The 19,754-nt window shown below is 44.6% G+C and carries 20 protein-coding genes; 1 reads left to right on the forward strand and 19 read right to left on the reverse strand.

What is annotated here, in order from left to right; translation table 11 throughout:
- Positions 1-8: 8 nt before the first annotated feature.
- The 13 genes from GWP43_RS09585 to GWP43_RS09640 all read right to left on the reverse strand — a co-directional run bounded on the left by GWP43_RS09585 (position 9) and on the right by GWP43_RS09640 (position 13,517).
- Positions 9-626 (reverse strand): DedA family protein, encoded by a 618-nt coding sequence (locus GWP43_RS09585; protein WP_162663964.1) that lies wholly within the window; start codon positions 624-626, stop codon positions 9-11.
- A gap of 12 nt (positions 627-638) precedes the next feature.
- Positions 639-2,657, reverse strand: coding sequence for an NAD(+) synthase (locus GWP43_RS09590; RefSeq protein ID WP_162663965.1), 2,019 nt, complete (start codon positions 2,655-2,657; stop codon positions 639-641).
- 48 nt (positions 2,658-2,705) lie between these two features.
- Positions 2,706-3,809: a hypothetical protein gene (locus GWP43_RS09595; protein ID WP_162663966.1), complete on the reverse strand. Its 1,104-nt coding sequence runs from the start codon at positions 3,807-3,809 to the stop codon at positions 2,706-2,708.
- Positions 3,806-4,930 carry a (E)-4-hydroxy-3-methylbut-2-enyl-diphosphate synthase gene (ispG, locus tag GWP43_RS09600; RefSeq protein ID WP_162663967.1) on the reverse strand — a complete coding sequence of 375 codons (1,125 nt, stop codon included), beginning with the start codon at positions 4,928-4,930 and terminating at the stop codon, positions 3,806-3,808. Before ispG ends, GWP43_RS09595 begins: the two co-directional genes overlap by 4 nt.
- A gap of 11 nt (positions 4,931-4,941) precedes the next feature.
- Positions 4,942-6,096 (reverse strand): tetratricopeptide repeat protein, encoded by a 1,155-nt coding sequence (locus GWP43_RS09605; protein WP_162663968.1) that lies wholly within the window; start codon positions 6,094-6,096, stop codon positions 4,942-4,944.
- Complete coding sequence (locus GWP43_RS09610) at positions 6,096-7,313, reverse strand: hypothetical protein (RefSeq protein WP_162663969.1); 1,218 nt, start codon at positions 7,311-7,313, stop codon at positions 6,096-6,098. The genes GWP43_RS09605 and GWP43_RS09610 overlap by 1 nt, the downstream gene beginning before the upstream one ends.
- A complete protein-coding gene (locus GWP43_RS09615) occupies positions 7,313-8,128 on the reverse strand; it encodes a tetratricopeptide repeat protein (RefSeq protein WP_230977660.1) in 816 nt (271 codons plus the stop codon). Before GWP43_RS09615 ends, GWP43_RS09610 begins: the two co-directional genes overlap by 1 nt.
- Positions 8,129-8,135: 7 nt before the next feature.
- Positions 8,136-8,468 carry an outer membrane protein assembly factor BamD gene (locus GWP43_RS14970; RefSeq protein WP_230977661.1) on the reverse strand — a complete coding sequence of 111 codons (333 nt, stop codon included), beginning with the start codon at positions 8,466-8,468 and terminating at the stop codon, positions 8,136-8,138.
- On the reverse strand, positions 8,465-9,094 hold the full coding sequence (gene rpe, locus GWP43_RS09620) for a ribulose-phosphate 3-epimerase (protein WP_162663970.1): 630 nt from the start codon (positions 9,092-9,094) through the stop codon (positions 8,465-8,467). Before rpe ends, GWP43_RS14970 begins: the two co-directional genes overlap by 4 nt.
- A 95-nt stretch (positions 9,095-9,189) precedes the next feature.
- Positions 9,190-11,217 (reverse strand): hypothetical protein, encoded by a 2,028-nt coding sequence (locus GWP43_RS09625; protein ID WP_162663971.1) that lies wholly within the window; start codon positions 11,215-11,217, stop codon positions 9,190-9,192.
- 24 nt (positions 11,218-11,241) lie between these two features.
- Positions 11,242-11,829 carry a DJ-1/PfpI family protein gene (locus GWP43_RS09630; RefSeq protein WP_162663972.1) on the reverse strand — a complete coding sequence of 196 codons (588 nt, stop codon included), beginning with the start codon at positions 11,827-11,829 and terminating at the stop codon, positions 11,242-11,244.
- A gap of 19 nt (positions 11,830-11,848) precedes the next feature.
- Positions 11,849-12,205 carry a TraR/DksA family transcriptional regulator gene (locus GWP43_RS09635; RefSeq protein WP_162663973.1) on the reverse strand — a complete coding sequence of 119 codons (357 nt, stop codon included), beginning with the start codon at positions 12,203-12,205 and terminating at the stop codon, positions 11,849-11,851.
- Between the two features lie 112 nt (positions 12,206-12,317).
- On the reverse strand, positions 12,318-13,517 hold the full coding sequence (locus GWP43_RS09640) for an integrase catalytic domain-containing protein (protein ID WP_162663974.1): 1,200 nt from the start codon (positions 13,515-13,517) through the stop codon (positions 12,318-12,320).
- Between the two features lie 244 nt (positions 13,518-13,761).
- On the opposite strand from GWP43_RS09640, the gene infA reads away from it, so the two are divergent.
- Positions 13,762-13,983: a translation initiation factor IF-1 gene (gene infA / locus GWP43_RS09645; RefSeq protein WP_462218612.1), complete on the forward strand. Its 222-nt coding sequence runs from the start codon at positions 13,762-13,764 to the stop codon at positions 13,981-13,983.
- Here the strand turns inward: infA and GWP43_RS15445 are convergent.
- The 6 genes from GWP43_RS15445 to GWP43_RS09675 all read right to left on the reverse strand — a co-directional run bounded on the left by GWP43_RS15445 (position 13,980) and on the right by GWP43_RS09675 (position 19,738).
- On the reverse strand, positions 13,980-14,519 hold the full coding sequence (locus tag GWP43_RS15445; RefSeq protein ID WP_162663975.1) for a DnaJ domain-containing protein: 540 nt from the start codon (positions 14,517-14,519) through the stop codon (positions 13,980-13,982). The genes infA and GWP43_RS15445 overlap by 4 nt on opposite strands.
- Before the next feature lie 4 nt (positions 14,520-14,523).
- Positions 14,524-15,210 (reverse strand): UMP kinase, encoded by a 687-nt coding sequence (gene pyrH, locus GWP43_RS09655; RefSeq protein ID WP_162663976.1) that lies wholly within the window; start codon positions 15,208-15,210, stop codon positions 14,524-14,526.
- A gap of 135 nt (positions 15,211-15,345) precedes the next feature.
- Positions 15,346-17,022, reverse strand: coding sequence for a transglutaminase domain-containing protein (locus GWP43_RS09660; protein ID WP_162663977.1), 1,677 nt, complete (start codon positions 17,020-17,022; stop codon positions 15,346-15,348).
- Entirely contained in the window at positions 17,019-17,732 is a 714-nt protein-coding gene (locus GWP43_RS09665; RefSeq protein ID WP_162663978.1) for an anti-sigma factor family protein, read from the reverse strand. Before GWP43_RS09665 ends, GWP43_RS09660 begins: the two co-directional genes overlap by 4 nt.
- A complete protein-coding gene (locus tag GWP43_RS09670; RefSeq protein WP_162663979.1) occupies positions 17,716-18,258 on the reverse strand; it encodes an RNA polymerase sigma factor in 543 nt (180 codons plus the stop codon). Before GWP43_RS09670 ends, GWP43_RS09665 begins: the two co-directional genes overlap by 17 nt.
- 16 nt (positions 18,259-18,274) lie before the next feature.
- Positions 18,275-19,738: a cysteine--tRNA ligase gene (locus GWP43_RS09675; RefSeq protein WP_162663980.1), complete on the reverse strand. Its 1,464-nt coding sequence runs from the start codon at positions 19,736-19,738 to the stop codon at positions 18,275-18,277.
- Between the last annotated feature and the right edge of the window lie 16 nt (positions 19,739-19,754).

Raw genomic sequence — 19,754 nt, forward strand, 5'->3', positions numbered from 1 at the left:
TAAGTAAGTCATTCGGCGCTGTGTCTCTTTTGTGAAGACTTAAAAAATTTTTCCGATCGCATAACATAAATACTAAAGCCGATAAAAAGCAGTAAAAGAACAATTCCGATAATCTTCATAAAATGACTGCCCCTTTGCCCAAGAAAGTAGACCAGCCAGAATAAAGCCGAAATATTGCAAACCGCTGCAATAGCGTCAAAAAAAGCGAACTTATAAAACGGAAAATTAACAAAGCCGGATGTCATTGAAATAATATTGCGTATACCGAAAGGAATAAAACGCCCGAATAAAAAAGTTAGAAAGCCGTGCCGTTCAAGTGCATTGGAAATACGACTTATATTATTTTCGCTTATCAATTTTGAAAAAAATTTCCCCGAAATTCTGCCGTGCCCTAAAAGCCATCCCCAAAAATAGACAAGATAATCGCTGATCACTGCACCGAAATAGAGAGCAGCATAAAATGATGGAATAGACGCCTTCTCTTGTCTGCAAAGCAAAGCAGCAGTAATAACAATGATATCCTCCGAAATCGGCAGGTTAAAACCTCCGAGAAACAAGCTGATAAAAATAACCAACGGAAAATAAGAAATATACTGTCCTATCCACGCGGCAATTGTTTGAAACATTAAAAAGATATATCACACTTCCGACAACTTTTCAAGTTCGGTAAGCCATACGGCAGCATTCATATCGCTCGGCATTTGCCATGCTCCCCGCGGAGAGAAACTGCCGAATCCTACCTGCACGCCGTCGGGAGCACAGGAACGTTTAAACTGCTGAGAAAAAAGGCGCCGGTAAAAAATACGCATACAGCCGAGTATCTGCTGACGGTTATACCGCTGCTCCGTAGAAAAACAATGCTCCGCAAGTAAAAGGATTTTTGCAGGACTGAAATCCGTGTGCAGCAGATAATATAAAAAGAAGTCGTGCAGCTCATAGGGGCCGAGTATGTCCTCGGTTTTTTGCGTGATGACTTGTTTTTGGGCAGGATGTAGTTCGGGACTGATCGGCGTATCGAGAATATCCTGCACAATAGCGCGGAATTCGGTATGCTTATCGGCATCCGGTAAAAATACCGACGGATATGCCGCAACATAGTCGATGCAATGGCGCAACATAGTTTTTGGGATCCCGGCATTGACATTATACATCGACATATGATCGCCGTTATACGTTTCCCATCCGAGCGCGGATTCGGAAAGATCCCCAGTCCCGACAAGCAGCGCCCCAAGCTGGTTTGCTTTATCCATCAGAATTTGAGTTCGTTCCCGTGCCTGCGCGTTTTCGTAGACCGTATTGCAGAGATCTGCGGGGTGCTCGATATCCGCAAAATGTTGCAGCATCGCCTTTTCTATAGGAATGGTAAGAACGGTACAGCCGAGTAATTCCGCAAGTTTAAGCGCATTGGATTTGGTTCTGTCCGTTGTTCCGAAGCCGGGCATGGTAATTGCCGTAACCGAATCGGCTTTCTGACGGAGCATTCGCGAAGCGAGTATCGCAATAAAGAGCGCCAATGTGGAATCCAAGCCGCCGGAAATCCCAAGCACCGTCTTTTTACAACCGGTGTGGTACAACCGCTTCGCAAGTCCGCGCGCTTGGAGCTCCGTTACCTGTGAGAAAAAACTTTCCCATGCTTGCTCGTTATTTTGCACCGCAAGCGGAATGAATGGATTGGGATTGCGCGGACGAACAAGTAGAACCCCTCGGGAAGGTATGGCAGGAATGACAATACGGCGGCAAACCGATGAACTACGGCCGAGACTGGAGGGCGCTTCGCAATCCATATCTGCAAGGGTAATAGCGGCTTCATCTTCATAGCCGGAAAAATTGAAATCGCCTGTTTTATTAAAAGAAGACAGTTCAAACCCGTTTGCCGCCGCAAGCAGTTCGCCGTTTTCGTAAATGCCGCGCTCGCCCGCACAGACAGTGTCGGTTGAAGACTCTCCCCAACCGGCGTTGACAAACAGAACCGTATTCCTTTCTTGCTTTGATCGGGCTGCAGCGCTGCGGCAAAGTTCCGTAAAAGACCCCGCGAACGAAGCCTGTGCGAGCGGTTCAATGTATAGCGCCGCTCCGGTTACCGTTAAGGTGCTGCCCGTCGCCGGAGAACCGTCTTTGATTCCGGCTTGACTTTGATTTTGTATATTTTTTGGGCTGCCGATTACAAACGAAAATCGGCTTTTTTCTACTTCAAACAGCAAATCGGAACCGAACGGAATAGCCGTATTCTGCAAACCGGTAAGAATTGTCGAAGATTCTCTTCCGCTATATACGGAAAAAACGCGGGAGTGAGCGGTTCCATCCAGCGGTACAATGCCGTAAATAGTTCCTCTACTGAAGACGGCAACAGCACTGTAGATATTACCCGAAAAAAAGAATGGAAAACCAACCACACCGATAATCGGCTCCATGGAGGTTTGCCGGACGATATACGCAAGCCGGTCTTCTGCAGCATTCAGTAATGACCGGTGTTCGAAAAAAGTGCCACAGCTGGCGGATGTTAGAGCCAATGCGGGGAATACGGCAATATCGGCTCCCATTTCGGCACTTTTCCGCAATGCACCGATAATCCGTTCGGCATTACCGGTGCAATCGCCAACTGCACAAGGAGGAACTATCGCAGCAACCCGATAAAATCCGTAGTCGTGTATATTCATCTTCCACCTCCCCGGTTTTACTGCTGCCGATGCAGCAGTGCTTTTCGTTTAAAAAGTTTGAGAAAGCCTGTAAGTTGCTTCCTTTGCATACGTAAAAGAAGGACAGCTTTCCGACAATTTGTGATAGAGATCATTTGCTTGTACGACAAATCCCTGCCGGTACAACAAATCTGCAAACTGCAAAAAGACATTCCAAATTTGCTTGGTTTCCGTCCATTGTAAGATTTCATTATTTGTGCCGATTCTCTGCAATAGATCGGAAAAGTTACTGTACGTATACATAAAATCAGCTTTTTTCAAGGTATTGCTTAAATACGTAACGGCAATATCGGCGCCGAGAAGCGCAGTTCTAAATGCGCGATCGTATTCTTCGGCACGAAGATAAATATCGGTCAGTTCAATATAAGCACGAAGCGCTATATCATTATGATGCCGATATAATGAAAAAAACTTTTCAACCGTCTTTTCATTTTTAATCGTATGGATCATCGCCCTCAATGTAGGACTTTCTACGTTGGTAGTTCCATACACCGGATCTTCCGTTAAAATAAGGAGGAGGTATTTTTCCTGATCGTCATACTGCTTTAATAAACCGGAAATTTGTGCAAGCGAATAAATAATTTCAAACCGCATATCGGGGATGTATAAAAATTCTCTCGCTTCCCATGCAGATTGATAAAATCTGCGGGACTGAGTAAGCTCTCCTTCAAGCTCATAAACCTTCCCGATAAGATAATCACATTCGGGATAGACATCGCTCTTTTTTAACCATGTAAGTACTGCAGAAATCGACTTATCAAAATAAGCAGGAGGATGAATAAGAAAAATTCTATCAAGAATTGCACAGGCTTCATAATCCTGCCGCTTTTCCAACACACGGTATACATCCGAGATAAGATCACCGGCAGCCCTTACCTGATGCGGTTTAAGTGCGGCAAAAAGATAATCATATTGAGCGGTTACCTGTGTTTTATGCATTTCCCGCGCTTGCCTGAACAAAAGGAGAGCCTTGCCGAATTCCCGTCCTTCATACGCAACCTTTCCTTGCTCAAGCAGATGCCAAGGGTACTCCAACGAGTCAGTCGATACTTTTTGTGCATACAGAAACGCACTGATAAGGATTGTAAAACACGCTATTACTAACTTTTTCATAAACTCCTCAGCTCCTTTTCAAAGGCTGCATCGACAACCGTATTTTTTTCCGTTTCCGTCAAGCCTTGTATATCGATACGCTGAACGATAACGCCCCGCTTAAACAACAGGATAACGTTTTCCGCACCGGTAATCCCGATATCGGCAAATTTTCCCTCGCCCGGCCCGTTGACAACACATCCCATCACCGCAACAGTCAAGTCTTTCTTTTCGGCAAAAAGCCGGTGCTGCCAGCGTGCAACGAACCCGTGAACATCGAAACCGTTACGGCCGCAGCGCGGGCACGACACCAACCTGATACCGCCTTTCCGTTTACCGCATTCCGTCAAAATTTCCCGCGCTGCAATAACCTCATTTTCCATAGTATCGGAAAGGCTCACCCGCACGGTAGCGCCGATATTCCGTTCAAGCAGCTTTGAAAATGCGAGCGTACTTTTGACAATGCCCGAAACCAAAGGCCCCGCCTCCGTAACACCTAAATGGAGCGGCGCAGCGGATTCGGCAGCAAACAGTTCATTGGCAATGACCGTCTCGTTTACGGATGAGGCTTTCATCGACACAAGGTACTGCGTAAAGCCGTGTTTATCGAAAAGCGCCGCTTCCCGCTGCGCCCCGGCAACCAATGCGGCTGCCCTCGCCTCCTCTGCATTACGTCCTTCGCGGATTTCCTGCTCCATACGGTTCCGTATATCGGCGGGGAGAGAGCCGCTGTTGACACCGATGCGGAGTACGGTACCGGTATCCTGTGCTTTTTTAATGACCGCGCTTACCCGATCTTCCGTTCCGATATTTCCCGGATTGATACGTATTTTTGCAGCACAGCCGTCCATACAGCGCAACGCAAGCCGATAGTCAAAGTGAATATCGGCAACAAGCGGCATCGGCGTCATTTCAGTAAGCTTGACAAACGCTTCGGCGCTTTCGGAATCCGGTACGGCAAACCGGAGAATGTCACAGCCGAGCTGCTCCAATTCGGCAATTTTCCGTGCCGTTTCCTGCAAGGTATCTCCGCTCAGCGGCTGTTTCCACATAGTCTGGATAGCAATAGGACTATCACCGCCGAGCTCAATACTCCGAACGCTGCCCTTGCCGCCTATCCGTACTTTTTCCGCCGTATACATATTTTCTCCAATCAGCGCTTGTTTTCCGGTACTTGGCTTTGATGAATACCGGCAGCTTTTAAAAAAAGGATACCGCCCCGCTGCTGGATTTTTCCTAATACTTCTATTGGGCGTTCAGAATCTATCCTGACCGAAAAATTACAAAAGATAGGAACAACACCTTCCAACTGAATACGCTCGCTATACCCTACCAAAAGATCGAAGCTCGTATTGTCCCCATCGGATTGTATATTTGTTGCACGTCCCGACCAAATTGTCCAGCAATCAAGATAAAGCGGAATATCAGCTCGTACCTCGCTGTAGGATGGAATATCCCGAACAGTATCGAAGCCAGGTTTCGCAAAATAGTCCATTAACAACCGCGCCTTCTGTTTAATCGAATGGGCGGCGTTCGAAGACAAAATCCGGTTAACTTCAATTTGCGCCAGGTTATCCCGTGAATCCTGAAAATATTTCTGTGCATTCCGATATGCCGCAAGCACCTCTTTTTCCGAAAGCATATACCGATACGTCCCGCCCGTATCAATCGGACGTGCTTTTTCATCCGACAGCAATGCGAATGCCGAGAGATCAGCCCTATTATTATTCTGTGTCCGCAACGACAGAGGAATTTTTATCAATACCATTACTGCAATCACCGCAACAAACGCAGCAACTACCAAACAGGCAAACAAGATTATTCTTTTTTTAATATAGGACTGTACACCTGGACGAGGATAAAACTTTTTTATTTCACCCGATTGAACGGCATCTCCTATTGCCTCCGGCGTGTTATGAGTTCGAATAAACTCCAATCCGCTGCGTGCCAATTCATGGTTAGGATTATACTCAATCGCTTCCAGATAATAGTCGATCGCGCGTGCGGTGTCGCCTCGCCGTAAAAACAGCACAGCCTGCGCACATAGCAAATCGGGATCAGTCATTTTAATTTTCCGTGCGCAAGCCAAATAATCAACGGCGCCGCCGATATCCCCGGCATGTAAACAAGCAAGTCCTAAATACAGATAAAAAGGAAACGATTTATTAAATGATGCATTATACACAACATCTTTGGTATCGCTCGATACAACGTATTGCGTAACGTGCGGCTCCAATAGATTAATAACCTGTTGATAATTCCCCTTGACAAATTGTTTTTTTGCTTGTTCAAGAATCGATGACGGCATTATTGTTCCTGCATAGCCTCTATTGCGTTATCTACTTCTACACGTAATTTAGCAATCTCTTCCGTGGATAATACGTCAGACGACTTTTCAAGTTCCGCAATCCTATCCAGCAGTTCCTGCACATACCGATAATCTTTCTTTGGCTTCTCGGATTTTGTCGGTTGTACCGATGTATTCCGTTCGGTAACTTGAACAGTGTTAGGCTCCCCTACTGAAGTCGAAGAAACAGAACTATCCACCGACTGTGCGTTAGGATCAACAGGTTGAGTTACGGGAGCTGCTCGGTAAACGGTGGTAACGGTCAATTTACTAGGAGGTGCAGTAACCGGTAGAGCTGGCTCCCCCCCTGCCTGTTGGGTATATGCCGAATATGCTGTTACAGTATCAGCTGCATTCCGATAATCATAAAAGCCGATGCAGTTTGTAACACTGAAAGTCTCTTTATTGAGCATCTTCTTTTCAGACCATACGTATAAAAGCCCGGGATCGGAAAACGCATACTTACGGAATGATCTGCCACTTACGTAAGAGGGTAGCCACTTCTTTGTTACCAGCCGTTCCCAATTTGCAATATACACGGCTGTCGGTACCGTCATATATTCATTTCGTAAGAAAAAAAGACAGGCATATCCTCTATCCGCAGAAAAGATAACGGAATCTTTTTCCAATACCGGCTGCAACATCAATTCTGCTCCAATTTCGCTGCGTAAGTCCGTATACAGCGGAACAAGGTTTTTTTCACCTAACGAAGTGTCAAATAAAGCCTTTAAACCGATATCAGCAATATCCCCCGAAATATTTTGAATTTCGGTTACAATTTTCAAAAGTTTCCCCGTTGACCGCTGTTTTGAAGGTACAAACGAAAAAGTTTGCGTCGCCAAAAAATCCATGCTGATTTGGAACATGACCGTTATCTCATTTTTTGACTGGCTAATAATAATTTTCTTTCCACTTTTATTATTGAGGTGGAATATCTCCCCATTAAAAAGCACTGAGTAAATGTTTACGGAAGATTGAGAGCGGTCATCATACAGCGGCTCATACGCGCGCGCATCCTCGGCTTTTGAATGATATAAACAGAAATTGCCCGTGTTAGGGTAAATGACCAACTTTAACGGATCGCTGATCATTTCGACTGTATTTTCCGCCGCAAATAATCCACTCAGCAGCCACACCGAGAGGCATAATAGAATCATCTTTTTATTGGGTCTCCACATTATTTTGCTCCTTTCATATGCTGTTCATAAAGTTTTTCCAAGGTTTGGGCGCGAGCCTTTAGTCCTGCCAGCTCCTGACGGCGCTTTTCAAGTTCCTGCTGCTCGGCTTCTTTTTGTTGCTGCTCAACCTTCTGCTGTTGTTCAAAAGCTTGCTGCTGTTCCCGTATACGCTGATTTTCTTGTTCTTCAGCAATAAGAGAAAGTGCTGCAGAAATTTCATTAATTTTTTTCTCCAACGCTGTTAAACGGCTAACAAAGTGTTCGATCTGTTTTCCTTCTTCTACTGTTGCTAATGAAGAAGTCTCTGTAACCGGCGCCGCTTCCGCGCTGTCGGTCGGTACAGCAACCGCTGTTTCAGTTGTATCGGGTTCGCCGGCATCCGTGGTAGTATCGGTAGTATCTGCAGCAACCGTTATAGCAGCTTCATCTGCAACCAGCGCATCTTCGGTATTGCTGTCCGTAGTGTCTGAGGCAACCGAAGCGCTTGATTCATCGGATTTCGGGGCTGCTTTATCGGGTTCCGGCTCCGGTTCGGCGTCTGCACGTGTTTTTTCGGCTTGTGCCGATGCGGAATGGGCTTCATTCGCCATCTGCAAAAGTTCTTCTCGAACCGACTGTTGATCAATAAGCACAATTTTATACCGCGCTTCATTAACCTTCCCCGATTGCGGATAGTCTACGATGACTTTACTAAAAATTTTACGGGCTTCGGTGTGATTCCCTGCTGCATAAAGATTTTCGCCTATCCAATAATAAGCAGACGGAATTTTAGGATGATCGGGATACTTTTCAATAAACCGATAGAGGACATCCAATGATGCCTCATAGCTGCCGGATAAATATAGAAGCCGTCCTTTTTTGATAGTTCACCTCGGCAGCGCGTTCATCTGCGGATGCACTCTCCAAAAATGTATTGGCATAATTCAATGCACGTTGATAATTTTGTGCAGAGGTTTCAGACATTACTAACCAGTATAATGCCTCAGTACGATTATTCGGATCTGCAGTGGTAAGCACCCGCTCAAATGATGCCGTTGCAGTAGTCCAATCTCCGCGGCTGTATGCATCTAAACCGGTTAGTAAATCATCACTATCGGCAAAGAGATTGCATATACCAAAGCACACAAGATAAGCCAGTATTAATTTTTTTTTCATTTCTTTATCTCTCCGGAAAAAAAAGATGATCCTGACACGATAACATCGGCACCGGCATTGCATACAGCCGGAAGCGTTTCCGCATTAACGCCGCCGTCAGCGGAAATTAAATAGCGGTAATCGTACTTTTCACGGTACTCATACAACGTTTTGATCTTTTCGAGGCAGCGGGGAATCATCGTTTGTCCACCGAAGCCCGGATTAACCGTCATCACCAACACAAGATCGACAAAAGGTAACACCTCATCTAAAAGATGTACAGGGGTCGACGGCACGATACTCACGCCGGGTTTCATACCTGCTGCACGAATTTCCGTAATAAGCCTATGAGCATGCACTGCCGCTTCAATATGAAACGTGAAATAATCTGCTCCTACCGCTGAAAAATCTTTTACAAAATCTTGAGGGCGGGAAACCATCAAATGCACATCAAAAGGAAGGGTGCTCTTACTCCGTAGACTACGCACAACGGGAGCACCGAACGTTAAATTCGGTACAAAGACTCCGTCCATCACATCAAGATGCACCCATTGACCTCCGTTTGCTTCAATAAAATGTAATTCTTCGGCGAGCCGTGAAAAGTCTGCACTCAATAAAGACGGCGCTAATATAAACGATGCCCCCATCGTCTTAAACCCTCCCATAAAAAGTCAAGAAGAAAATCCAATATCTCGATTACAATATCGGATTTTTTTTCAAAATTCTGAAGCGGCCATCGATACTAAGAAAAAAATGAACTGCGAAATGACCTCATCTTTATGATACCGGCAATCGAAATTCTTTCTTTATATTGCGTGTCATCTTCCTGCATCACCAAGACCGCATCATGATCCGTTTTCTCAATTGCAATAGGGATACCCATAATTATCCGACGTCCGGAAACTCCATCGATCGACACCTCCAAACGACTGTTGTCGGCAATCGCAGTTTCTGCAAGATGGATTTTTCCTAAAAAATCAAGCCCCGAAATCTCTCGAACTTCGTTGTCTGCCACTGCTCCATACAGTTGTCCTTTGGTAATAATCAGCTTTTTTGCAATTTTTTCTTTCAAGCTTTGTTTATTATACTGATCGATTGGCATCGTATCTACAACAGCTTGCAGTTCCCGAATATATTCATAATAGTTCTTTTCCTGTTCACATTGAGCTGCATACCATTCCTCTGTTTTCTTATCGAATCCGCCAAGAGCGGGGTGCCGGTGTTCAATAGAAGAAAATCCCACAGTAGTATACCGTCCCGTAGCACATGGGGTATAAAAAGTTACATCCAGACCGGCAGACTTAATCATCGTACGCACCGAATCCAAATCCATCTGTTTTATCAAATAAACACCGTCAGCTAATTCCTTATAGATAATATCCTGCAACCCTGCATTTTTCTTAAAAAGATTCCGTTTATCCTCTGCAACGGTTATCACAAATCCATAATACAAACCGACAGCGGTACACTGCAAATACCATTCGGAAATACTCACCTTTATATTTTGAGGAAGTTTCCCACCGGAGGCTTCATCAAGTAATGCGATCAGAACTTTATCGGTACTGCATCGCTCAAAACAGCGCAAACAAGCTGTCCGCGTGATAGTAAACCGACCGGTTGTCAAAATAGATATCGGTTCCATACAGCTCAGTACCGGAAATATACGCCAAAGAGCGGTAAAGGGCAACATAGTTATTTCGAATGAAGGAGCAGCAATCAATGGCTGCTCTACCGATTCTTGGTTAAAAGAGGCTGCATTCAGCTGCCAATATTCCCCGACCGGCAGCAGAAACTTAAGTATTTTGAGCGTATCGATCATACGCTGTTCATCCTCGATCATCATATCAGGAAAAACTGAGGCATCTCCGTTTGCTTCGACATGTAAACGCAAGAATAAAAAATCAAAAAAGCGCTTCAATGTGATATCATCATATACACCACAGGGATCGAGCGACGCTAAAAAATCCGAAAAAAATTGCGCCCGTTTTTGCATACTATCATGGCGTGCATGGCCGTACACTGCGGCGATAATATACATCTTTCGATCAAAGGGGGTTCGCTTAAAAAACTCCTCCCATCGGCCTTGCTGCGGGATAAGGCTTGCCGACTCAGCTATTAGCAAACCAAGGTTTCGTAAGCCGATACAGAGCGTTTTAAAAGCACCTATATCTGTTACGGTATCCTGAAAAACCGCTTTAAGCTGCTTTTCGGCTCTTACTTTAAAAGCGCCATTCATTTTCAGCACATCGGTTTCTTTGAGGAAAAAGGTGTAGAGTCCCGCCAATACGATATCATCACAAAGTATAGCCTCACTCTGTGGTTCTTTTTTCTGCTGTGATAAAAAAAGTAAGCGCGAATCTAACAAAGGTTCGACGGACTTATACAAAAAAGGATTAATGCTATAGTTGTTAATTACTCTATCGTAATCGTCGGTATAACTGTTTCGATAGAGAATAAGCCGCTCTTCCAGATTAGCTAGCCGAGTCTGTAACATGGTTTCAGAAGATAAAAATATCAACAGAGCCCCGCGGTTAGGTAACGGTAGCGTATGAACGGCTGTTAAAATCAACAGATCGAGGCGGTCAAGACCTCCTATCATAGTTTGCTGTGTTTCTGCCTTCGACAAAAAACTACCAAGACTTTCTACGAGGCGTTGCTTATTAAAGGGCGTTTTAATTTCCCCAAGATACAGACGCATTAAGAGAAAAAATGTTCTTTCGGGAAGCTGCAACATCGCCTCTTGCCAATCTTGATAGCCGCTTATCTTCATTGTATTATCAATATATATACCGCACTATCGGGCGACGATTGAACTTTTCAGCTCAGCAAGTCTTTTTTCGCCATACAAGGCATCCACCAAGGTAAAAGCGAATTCTTCAGCAGCTCCGGCTCCACAGGCAGTAATAAATTGACCGTCACGAATGACACGCGCGCCCTTTACAGGCTGCGTCGGTAAATCTGCTCCCATACCCGGATAACAGGTAAAGCGTTTCCCCTCAAGCAAACCCCATCCACCAAGTGCAAGTGCCGGAGCCGCACAAATCGCTGCGACTAATCCACCGTGCTTTACCGTCTCAGTTATAAAAGAGCGGAGCTCAGTATTTTCACTGAGCGTACGACTGTTTGGAAGTCCGCCAGGCAATATCGCCAGTGCAGTACTAGCTGCCAATCGCTCGGCATTTTCTTTCGCTTCGACGCCCCTTCCAATAAGTTCGGATAACGCAATGTCGCAGGTAACAGTCAATCCGCGCGACGAACGAATGACATCTGCGTCAACTCCGACTAAGGTCAAGTCAGTTCCACAGCGACGCAAATAATCGAGCGGTGTAACTGCTTCAACTTCTTCAAATCCGTCCGCGATGAATAAAAAAAACCTTTGCATTGTATCTCCCATTGTCCGACTAGCGTTTTTTTCGTTCGATCGCTGATTGACATTCGATACACATCAATGCGTAAGGAATAGCCCGCAACCGGTCTTCCGGTATTTTTTTTGCACATTTGATGCACTTACCATACTTCCCTTGCTCGATACGGGCTAGAGCAGATTCAATTAACTGCATCCGTTTGGCGTCTTTTTCATTCATACTCTCCAGCATCTTCCGATCGGTATCTTCCGAAGCAATATCACCAAAATCTTTAGGATCTACCGATTCAATAATCTGTCTAAAACTTTCATGATTTGCCACAAACGTTTTGATAATTTCAGCACGGTGCTCATGCAGAGATTGCTTCATCTCTTGGTAAAACTCTTTTTCCATCTATTTTTGTAACTCCTCTCTTTTTATGCCTCTTTCCATTAGCGTATTTACTCACGTAAAAATCTAACCGAAAGGATTGCGGTTACTCATGTAAAAATCTAACCGTAGCTATCTATGACCAAGACTGAGCCATAGAGATAAGTTTACTCTGCAAGCATTGCGTTGTTTCAAGCAGTTGTTGTAAATCCAAGTTGTTCTTCCTGCGGCACAGCTCAGCTTTTACCGCCTCGCTTACATCAGAGCTTTCCATCAGCCTGCAATACGGAGTCTTTGCCGTATCATATTTCTTTGTGACCTTTGCGTCTATCCGTTTTTTTGAAATAATTTTCATCGAAGGAAAAAAGAAATTGACCAGTGTATTATACTGCTGATAAAGGTCAGCCATAACCGCTCGCGCAGCTTCTCCCTCAAAGCGATAGTAACCGACAATGTGCCTTACGACACTATCATTTTTCTGTTCAACAAAACAATTATCATTCTTTTTATACGATCGGCTCCGAGTGAAGATAATCTCATTACTTTTACACCATTGCAACAGCTGTGTATTTTTGAACTCACTTCCGTTGTCGCTATCAATACCTTTCATCTGAAACGGGAGCTTTTCTTTCACATCTTCTATTGCTTCTTTTACCCAACGATGAGCTTTGTTTAAAAGGGCTCGGTTTTCCGTCCAGCCTGAATGGACATCGGTAAGGGTAAGCGTGCAAATATACTGTCCTTGGGTACTTATGCCGCAGTTGGCAACGGTGTCAACCTCAAAAAAACCCGGCTTACGTTCATCCCAATCGAAAAAGGTACGGATGGGGATGAGCTTGTTAAGATTCTTTGCAGGTCGTGTTGTTGAAATACCGCGGATGGAATGTTTTGGAATTTCCGGTTTGAGAATCCTGCCGACTGTCGCGCTTGATATGCGGGTGAGTTTTGTTTTCAGTTTTTCATCATAGCTGAACTTTTGAGCAAAGTAATCGATATTATCCCGAATGAACGGCACAAGACGTTTTGCACACAGATACATCGAAAAAATCCACAGCCGGATGACTTCTTGTTGTACGTCTTGCCCGTAGTATTTTTCATACTTCCGCTTTTTACCTGTCTTTGTAATGACCTGTACGCTCTGTCTTGCGACATTGTTAAAGTGCGTGACTTTTACGTAGGCACTGTTTTTCAGAACGTGAATGGCATACTTTCGATTGTAACCGGTTGTTGCGATGAACTCATCGATTATTTTCGTCTTGTTCTTTTTGCTTGCCGTACAGTAACGCTTCGCCGTCTCTTCGGTTAATTTCTTTTTCGTTTTCATGTCTAACCCCATTGCGCCCTTCCTTTGGGCTTCTATTTTGGGTTAGATTTTTACGTGATGCACCGCTTCTTTTTCGGTTAGATTTAACGTGAGGCAATGCGATTAGTTGACAAACTAATGAATAGACTCTACAATTATATGCGTTATTTCGGTAAAAAAGCAACTGGAAATTTCTAAAAAACTGGAGTTTTAAGGGGAGCTGCCCAAAAACCGAAGTTTTTAACAGTCTCGTTGTTTTTAGATGCTTTTCGGAGGAATTGTGGCTAAAGAAGAAGCAATTGAAGTTGAAGGAATAGTTAAAGAGTCCCTTCCCAACACGATGTTTCGTGTTGAATTAAAAAACGGTCATGTCATTTTGGCTCATTTATCGGGAAAAATGCGCAAACATTTTATCCGCATCGTCCCCGGCGACAGCGTAAAAGTTGCGCTCTCTCCTTACGATCTAAATAGAGGCAGGATTATTTTCCGCGAACGCTAACTGCTGCTTTTAAAAAACGACACGAATGCTATTTTCAGGTTTTTAACGCCTTTCACAAGCAGCGGCACACCGATAAAAAGACTTAAAAAACCAAAAGCATATATAACACGAAAACTGAGCAATCCAAGCCACAGATATAAGATACCGGCGAGTAAAGCTCCCAATCCTCTGCGATGTGAGACCGGCTCGTTTTCCTGTTCCGGCGAATGGTAGAACGTCCAGTGATACGAGTGACCGAACATCGGATCATCATCGTCTTCTGCGAACGGGTTATAGGTAAAAGGATTCTGCCGTGCATACTGTTGTGTATAGGCTCCGTATTGCTGCGATGCGGTACCGCCGAGGTCATAATCGGCGCGTTTCTTGGAATCCGACAATACAGAATACGCTTCGTTTATCTTTTTGAACATTTCTTCAGCAGCTGCATTTCCCTGATTTTTATCGGGATGATATTGCAGCGCCTTTGCACGGTATGCTTTCTTTATTTCTTCATCGGAAGCAGTTTTAGAAACTCCCAGAACCTCATAATAATCCATACGTCTAGCCTATCGTCGTGCCTTTAAAGGGGCAGTCATTTAAGATGTTATCAAGATTATTCAAATCGGTACCGCCGGCGCAGATTACCTGTATTCCCGCTTTTTGAGCACGCAAACTTGCAACAGGATCAAAAGGCACATTTTTGCCGGGAACCCATTCCGTACCGACCAACCGAATAAATTGCTCCCACGAAATCGTATCAATCGGTTTTGCATCAGGATTTTTCTTAGGATCGTCAGTATACACTTTTTCGATATTTGAAAGGTTAATTACCTGCTTTGCAGAAAAGCGTTCAGCCAATAAAACTGCATCATTGTCGGTAGAAAACCCCGGCTTCCAACCGGCGGCGATCAATATCTGTCCGGAAAAGAGTTCGACCGCCGTTGGGTCATAGACAACGGGATTTGGACAGATATCCGAGAAAATTGCCTTTAAAAGCTGAGCATTAAGCCGCGTCGCCATAATACCGATCCAATCGGCCTCATCATTTGAAGGGGTATTATCTATAATCTTCCTATATGCTTGTTGATAAATGCGAGCGGTACCGCCGCCGCCGACAACCAAAATCAGCTTTCTCTCTGCCGACACACTGAGCCATCTGCGTATATGGGCGGCAAAATCCCGTAAAAAGGCTTCATCAGGCCGTTGAGGCACCACAATTGATCCGCCTACCGATAAAACACGTACCATAAAGATCCTCCTCATTCGCATTGGAAGTTTACTTTAGATCATAAAACAAGTAAAAAACACTATCAGTTACCGCCCATTTACAGGCTGCTTTACACTTTACAATGTAATAATTAATTTAAAAAAATGCAATTCTTTTTAGTACACACCTGTTATCTTCGGGATTCGCCAGAGTACGCTGTAACCACTTATATTCGGCGTTGCTTCTTCCCAAATAGACCGAAAGGCATAACTTCGAATCTTTTCCGTCGTTTTACCGTTCGGTAACATTGGGGTCTGAGTCTGGTACCCGCGCGAAAATGCAATATGGTATGCATCCAAATTACCGAAATACCATCTTCCCTTATCAGCAACGCCGGTATCAAAAGGGACGCTGGAAGCAAGTGCAGGGTCAACAGGAATCCAGCCGAAACCGTTTATATAGAACTCCGCCCACCAATGTAGCATCGCTTTCTGCTCCTGATCGACCAATAGCCCTGCAGCCGGAACAGCCGGTACGCCGGCCGCGCGGGCAAGCGTACAAAACAGTAGCGCAAGGTCATACGCACTACCGTTTTTCTCTTCTAAAGCAGTAAGAATAGACCTACCAGCATCTGCAACGCTGCTTTCCCGTGCTTTTATCTCGGAAGTTAAAAAAGTATAGATACGCCGCGCTTTCTGATATGGATTCGTTTCAGAGCCGATAATTTGTCGACATATCTTTTTAATTACTGTGTTATCGGCAGGGAGGAAATCATCGGATTCGGTATACGCTGCATATAAAAGCGGATTATTTTGTTCCGTTCTCTTGAGCGAAGCAATGTTAACATTCGTTTCCACTCTACTACGAGATACACTGTATTCTTGCCGGATCTGTATTTTATTGCCTGATTCAACATTATGAAAACGGAAAATACTCGCTCCCTGATATGATGATACAAACGGCTCCGGTTGAGTGGAACTAATGGTAACAGTACGCTGTGTCTCCGTTTTTTGCGGCAACGGTACCTGTAAAAAGAACGTATTAGGGGTCTCTGCCAGAAAATCGGAAATCTCCACTTCGGAAACGAGACGATATGTCCTCGCATCCGTATAAGTTTTAGTACCGTATTTGTTTTTTAATCGGAACGGCACAGGATTGCTTATTCCCGCTTCAGTAATAACCACAACATTTCCCGTATCTGCGGCATCGGGCACCCGTACCCGTAATTCACGATCACTCCAAAATTCGTAATCAAAGTCCGATTCGCTGCATTCGGCACCAATCAGCGCCGCTTCTTTTGCAGGATTTTGCGCATAAACGGTATTCTGTGTTCCGGTAAACAGTACAACCGAATCATTTCGCGCATGACCGAAATTTTTGCCGTGAATGGAAATCAGATCGCCTACATTGCCGGAATCGGCGTCCAAAGAGCCGATAAACGGAAGATTTTCATCTGCGGTGTGCTCTGAGTTGACCGGAAAAACCGTCTGATTCACCAGCATGACAGCATTTCCTTGCTTATTCTTAGCCACCACGTACAGTATGTCTTCATAGAGGGTATCAGGGGTTTCAAAAATAATCTTCGTATCCGTCCATTCAATACACCGATCGGATTTAATTTTGTTATTCCCGATCATCAGCCACGAATGGACTGAACGCTGTCCAAAGCCCTTACCTGTTATGGTAACTTGTTCACCCTGCACGGTAACTTGAGGAGACACGGCAATAATAATATTGGAACGAATGGTAGATCGAGAAAAAAAAATAATACCGGCCGCTATACCGCCGATAACAAATGAAAAAACAAGAAAGCGAAACCAGGAATACTTTCTTATGAGATAAAAAAGTTTCATCGATTGCTAATTCTTATATTGGGATCGGTAATAATGTAAAGCGATTGGTACTCCGATGACAGCGGAAATGATGAAGAAGAAATTTTAAGATCAACCGTGGACTCAACCGGCTGAAACAAACTTTCATCTTTTGAATATAAACGAGCAAATTCGCCGACCGTAAAGAACTTAGCATTTGTATTCACCGCTTTGGTCGATACGGTATAGCTCTGATCGCTATTCGCATGCGTGATACCGTAATCTATTTCGGAGATCGGTTTCTGCTTTTCAAGTGAAACGGGGATGATCGGTGTAAAGGAAGATTGTACCGCAGCAACCGAATTAACGGTATATTCTATTTTGAAGAACAATATAAGCGGTAATAAGACAAAAACCAAAACAGCAGCGGCTGCGGCAGGCACGGGAATACGAATGGAAGAAGAAAACCAGCGTTCACCTGAACTTACTCCCCATTGCCGCTTTTGGACTTTGGATTTATTCTGTAATATGGCATTCCGCTTTTCAATCAATTTAGCAAAAGAAGCGTCCGTATCAAGTTCCGCACCGGTAACAGATATTTGCATGTATCGGTGCACCGTCACATATTGGCCGTATATTTTTTTGCACGAAACGCATTGCTGTAAATGCTGTTCTATTGTTCCTCTCCAAGGAAGGGCAATTTCACCGTCGATATAAGCGGATAAAAGGTCTCTATTAGGGCATGTAGACATTATCTTCTCCTATAACTTTTGCCAAATACTCTCGCGCACGAAAAATACGAACTTTTACATTTCCTTCGCTAATGCCAAGGATACGTCCAATCTCCTTATAATTCAACTCGGTATATTCACGAAGTTGTAGTGCGATTCGCAGCTTCTCGGGTAATTGCTCCAGCGCATGGTGCACATCTTGAATTGTTTCATCTTTCAAGAGCGCAGTCTCACCGGAATCCATTTTGCGCTGGTCTTCTTTAAACGCACGCGTATATACTTTCCGTTCCAACACTCTCCGCTTTGCATAATTGAGTGCGGCATTTTTTACCACTCTAATAAGCCAATACTTTGCATCATTCAACGACGGAAACTTCATCTCTTTTTCCGTCATCTTAATCAACGCATCGTGACACAAGTCTTCGGCAGCATCCTCCTCCCGTACAACATTATAGGCAACCTTGTACAACGCAGGAACCGCCGCATCATAAATGGTTTTAAAATCTTTATCGGAGAGTGCATCTAACGGTACTAATTCATCAAACAACTTGGTCTCCCTAAGGTTACATTTTTCGCCACAGCGTTCCGTTTGCTGTATCTTCCAAAGCAATTCCGTAATCTTTTAGCAAGTTCCGGATTTCATCAGCTCGTTTAAAGTCCTTAGCTTTTTTTGCTTCCGTCCGTTCGGCAACCAAGCGTTCGATTTCTTCCGCATTATCGATCGATTCCGGCTCGGTATGAAGAGATTTCGCTTCTTCTATTAACTGCAATGCAAGCACGGTGTCAAAAATACGAATCAGCGTGATCACTTCGCCTACTTCAAGCTCCTTATCTTTAACCGCCTGTTGCAACACGGAAAGGGCACGCGGCGTTGAAATATCTTCTTCAAGCGCATGCACAAAATCCGCCAAATAGCAGCGCGCTTTCTCGGTATGGAGCAACGAAACAGCCTGTTCTGCCGTTACACCGCTGGTAGGAAAATCGGGGAGTGTTTTTGCCTCAGTCAACAGATTGGCAATCCGTTGCTCAAGGTTTCTGCGCGCATTTTTCGCGGTATCCATCGCTTCCCACGAAAAGGTAAGCTGGCTGCGGTAATGCCCTCCTAACAACAGGAATCGATAATCGAGTGGCGCATAGCCTGCCTCGATCACCTTATCCAACGTGATAAAATCGCCGGTAGACTTAGACATCTTGCCTTTATTCATCACCAAAAATTCGTTATGGAGCCAATATTTTACCCATTTTTTACCGGTTGCCCCCTCCGACTGGGCTATCTCATTCGTATGGTGAATACGGATGTGGTCGATGCCGCCCGTATGGATATCAAACTGCTCGCCTAGATACTTCATACTCATTGCGGAACACTCGATATGCCAACCGGGGTATCCCCTGCCCCACGGGGAATCCCACACTAAGGCTTGATTCTCAAACTTACTCTTGGTGAACCAGAGCACAAAATCATGCGGATTTCGCTTATTTTCATCAACTTCGATACGTGCGCCGGCCTTGAGATCTTCGAGATTGATCGAGGCAAGCTCTCCATATTTGGGAAAGGTCGTAATATCATAGTAGAGATTCCCCCCCGCGGAATACGTGTGTCCATTCGCCTCGATCCGTTTGATCAGCTCTATCATATCGGATACGTGGTCGGTAGCCTTACACACGACATCGGGACGGCGGATATTAAGCCGTTCGGTATCCTTAAAGAACGCTTGAGTATAGAAATCGGCAATTTCCAACACGCTCTTTCCACGCTCCTTCGCTGTCTTTACCATCTTATCTTCACCGTCATCGGCATCGCCCGAAAGATGCCCTATATCGGTTATATTCATTACATGGGTTACCGGATATCCCAAAAAATGCAACAAACGCGACAACGTATCCTGAAATACATAGGCTCGTAAGTTGCCGATGTGCTCATAATTATATACGGTTGGCTCGCAACCGTAAAAGCCTACTTTTTTCGGATCGATTGGCACAAACTCTTCCATTCTGTGCCCCAATGTATTGTATATACGTAATCCCATAATAAATCTCCTCTAT

Origin of the sequence: Treponema vincentii (assembly GCF_010365865.1) — a bacterium.
In the GTDB taxonomy this organism is placed as follows: domain Bacteria; phylum Spirochaetota; class Spirochaetia; order Treponematales; family Treponemataceae; genus Treponema.

What these genes read in the sequence shown, in the direction of transcription:
- GWP43_RS09585 (WP_162663964.1), bottom strand. Translation starts at nt 626, where the DNA reads ATGTTTCAAACAATTGCCGCGTGGATAGGACAGTATATTTCTTATTTT.
- GWP43_RS09590 (WP_162663965.1), bottom strand. Translation starts at nt 2,657, where the DNA reads ATGAATATACACGACTACGGATTTTATCGGGTTGCTGCGATAGTTCCT.
- GWP43_RS09595 (WP_162663966.1), bottom strand. Translation starts at nt 3,809, where the DNA reads ATGAAAAAGTTAGTAATAGCGTGTTTTACAATCCTTATCAGTGCGTTT.
- ispG (WP_162663967.1), bottom strand. Translation starts at nt 4,930, where the DNA reads ATGTATACGGCGGAAAAAGTACGGATAGGCGGCAAGGGCAGCGTTCGG.
- GWP43_RS09605 (WP_162663968.1), bottom strand. Translation starts at nt 6,096, where the DNA reads ATGCCGTCATCGATTCTTGAACAAGCAAAAAAACAATTTGTCAAGGGG.
- GWP43_RS09610 (WP_162663969.1), bottom strand. Translation starts at nt 7,313, where the DNA reads ATGTGGAGACCCAATAAAAAGATGATTCTATTATGCCTCTCGGTGTGG.
- GWP43_RS14970 (WP_230977661.1), bottom strand. Translation starts at nt 8,468, where the DNA reads ATGAAAAAAAAATTAATACTGGCTTATCTTGTGTGCTTTGGTATATGC.
- rpe (WP_162663970.1), bottom strand. Translation starts at nt 9,094, where the DNA reads ATGGGGGCATCGTTTATATTAGCGCCGTCTTTATTGAGTGCAGACTTT.
- GWP43_RS09625 (WP_162663971.1), bottom strand. Translation starts at nt 11,217, where the DNA reads ATGAAGATAAGCGGCTATCAAGATTGGCAAGAGGCGATGTTGCAGCTT.
- GWP43_RS09630 (WP_162663972.1), bottom strand. Translation starts at nt 11,829, where the DNA reads ATGCAAAGGTTTTTTTTATTCATCGCGGACGGATTTGAAGAAGTTGAA.
- GWP43_RS09635 (WP_162663973.1), bottom strand. Translation starts at nt 12,205, where the DNA reads ATGGAAAAAGAGTTTTACCAAGAGATGAAGCAATCTCTGCATGAGCAC.
- GWP43_RS09640 (WP_162663974.1), bottom strand. Translation starts at nt 13,517, where the DNA reads ATGGGGTTAGACATGAAAACGAAAAAGAAATTAACCGAAGAGACGGCG.
- GWP43_RS15445 (WP_162663975.1), bottom strand. Translation starts at nt 14,519, where the DNA reads ATGGATTATTATGAGGTTCTGGGAGTTTCTAAAACTGCTTCCGATGAA.
- pyrH (WP_162663976.1), bottom strand. Translation starts at nt 15,210, where the DNA reads ATGGTACGTGTTTTATCGGTAGGCGGATCAATTGTGGTGCCTCAACGG.
- GWP43_RS09660 (WP_162663977.1), bottom strand. Translation starts at nt 17,022, where the DNA reads ATGAAACTTTTTTATCTCATAAGAAAGTATTCCTGGTTTCGCTTTCTT.
- GWP43_RS09665 (WP_162663978.1), bottom strand. Translation starts at nt 17,732, where the DNA reads ATGTCTACATGCCCTAATAGAGACCTTTTATCCGCTTATATCGACGGT.
- GWP43_RS09675 (WP_162663980.1), bottom strand. Translation starts at nt 19,738, where the DNA reads ATGGGATTACGTATATACAATACATTGGGGCACAGAATGGAAGAGTTT.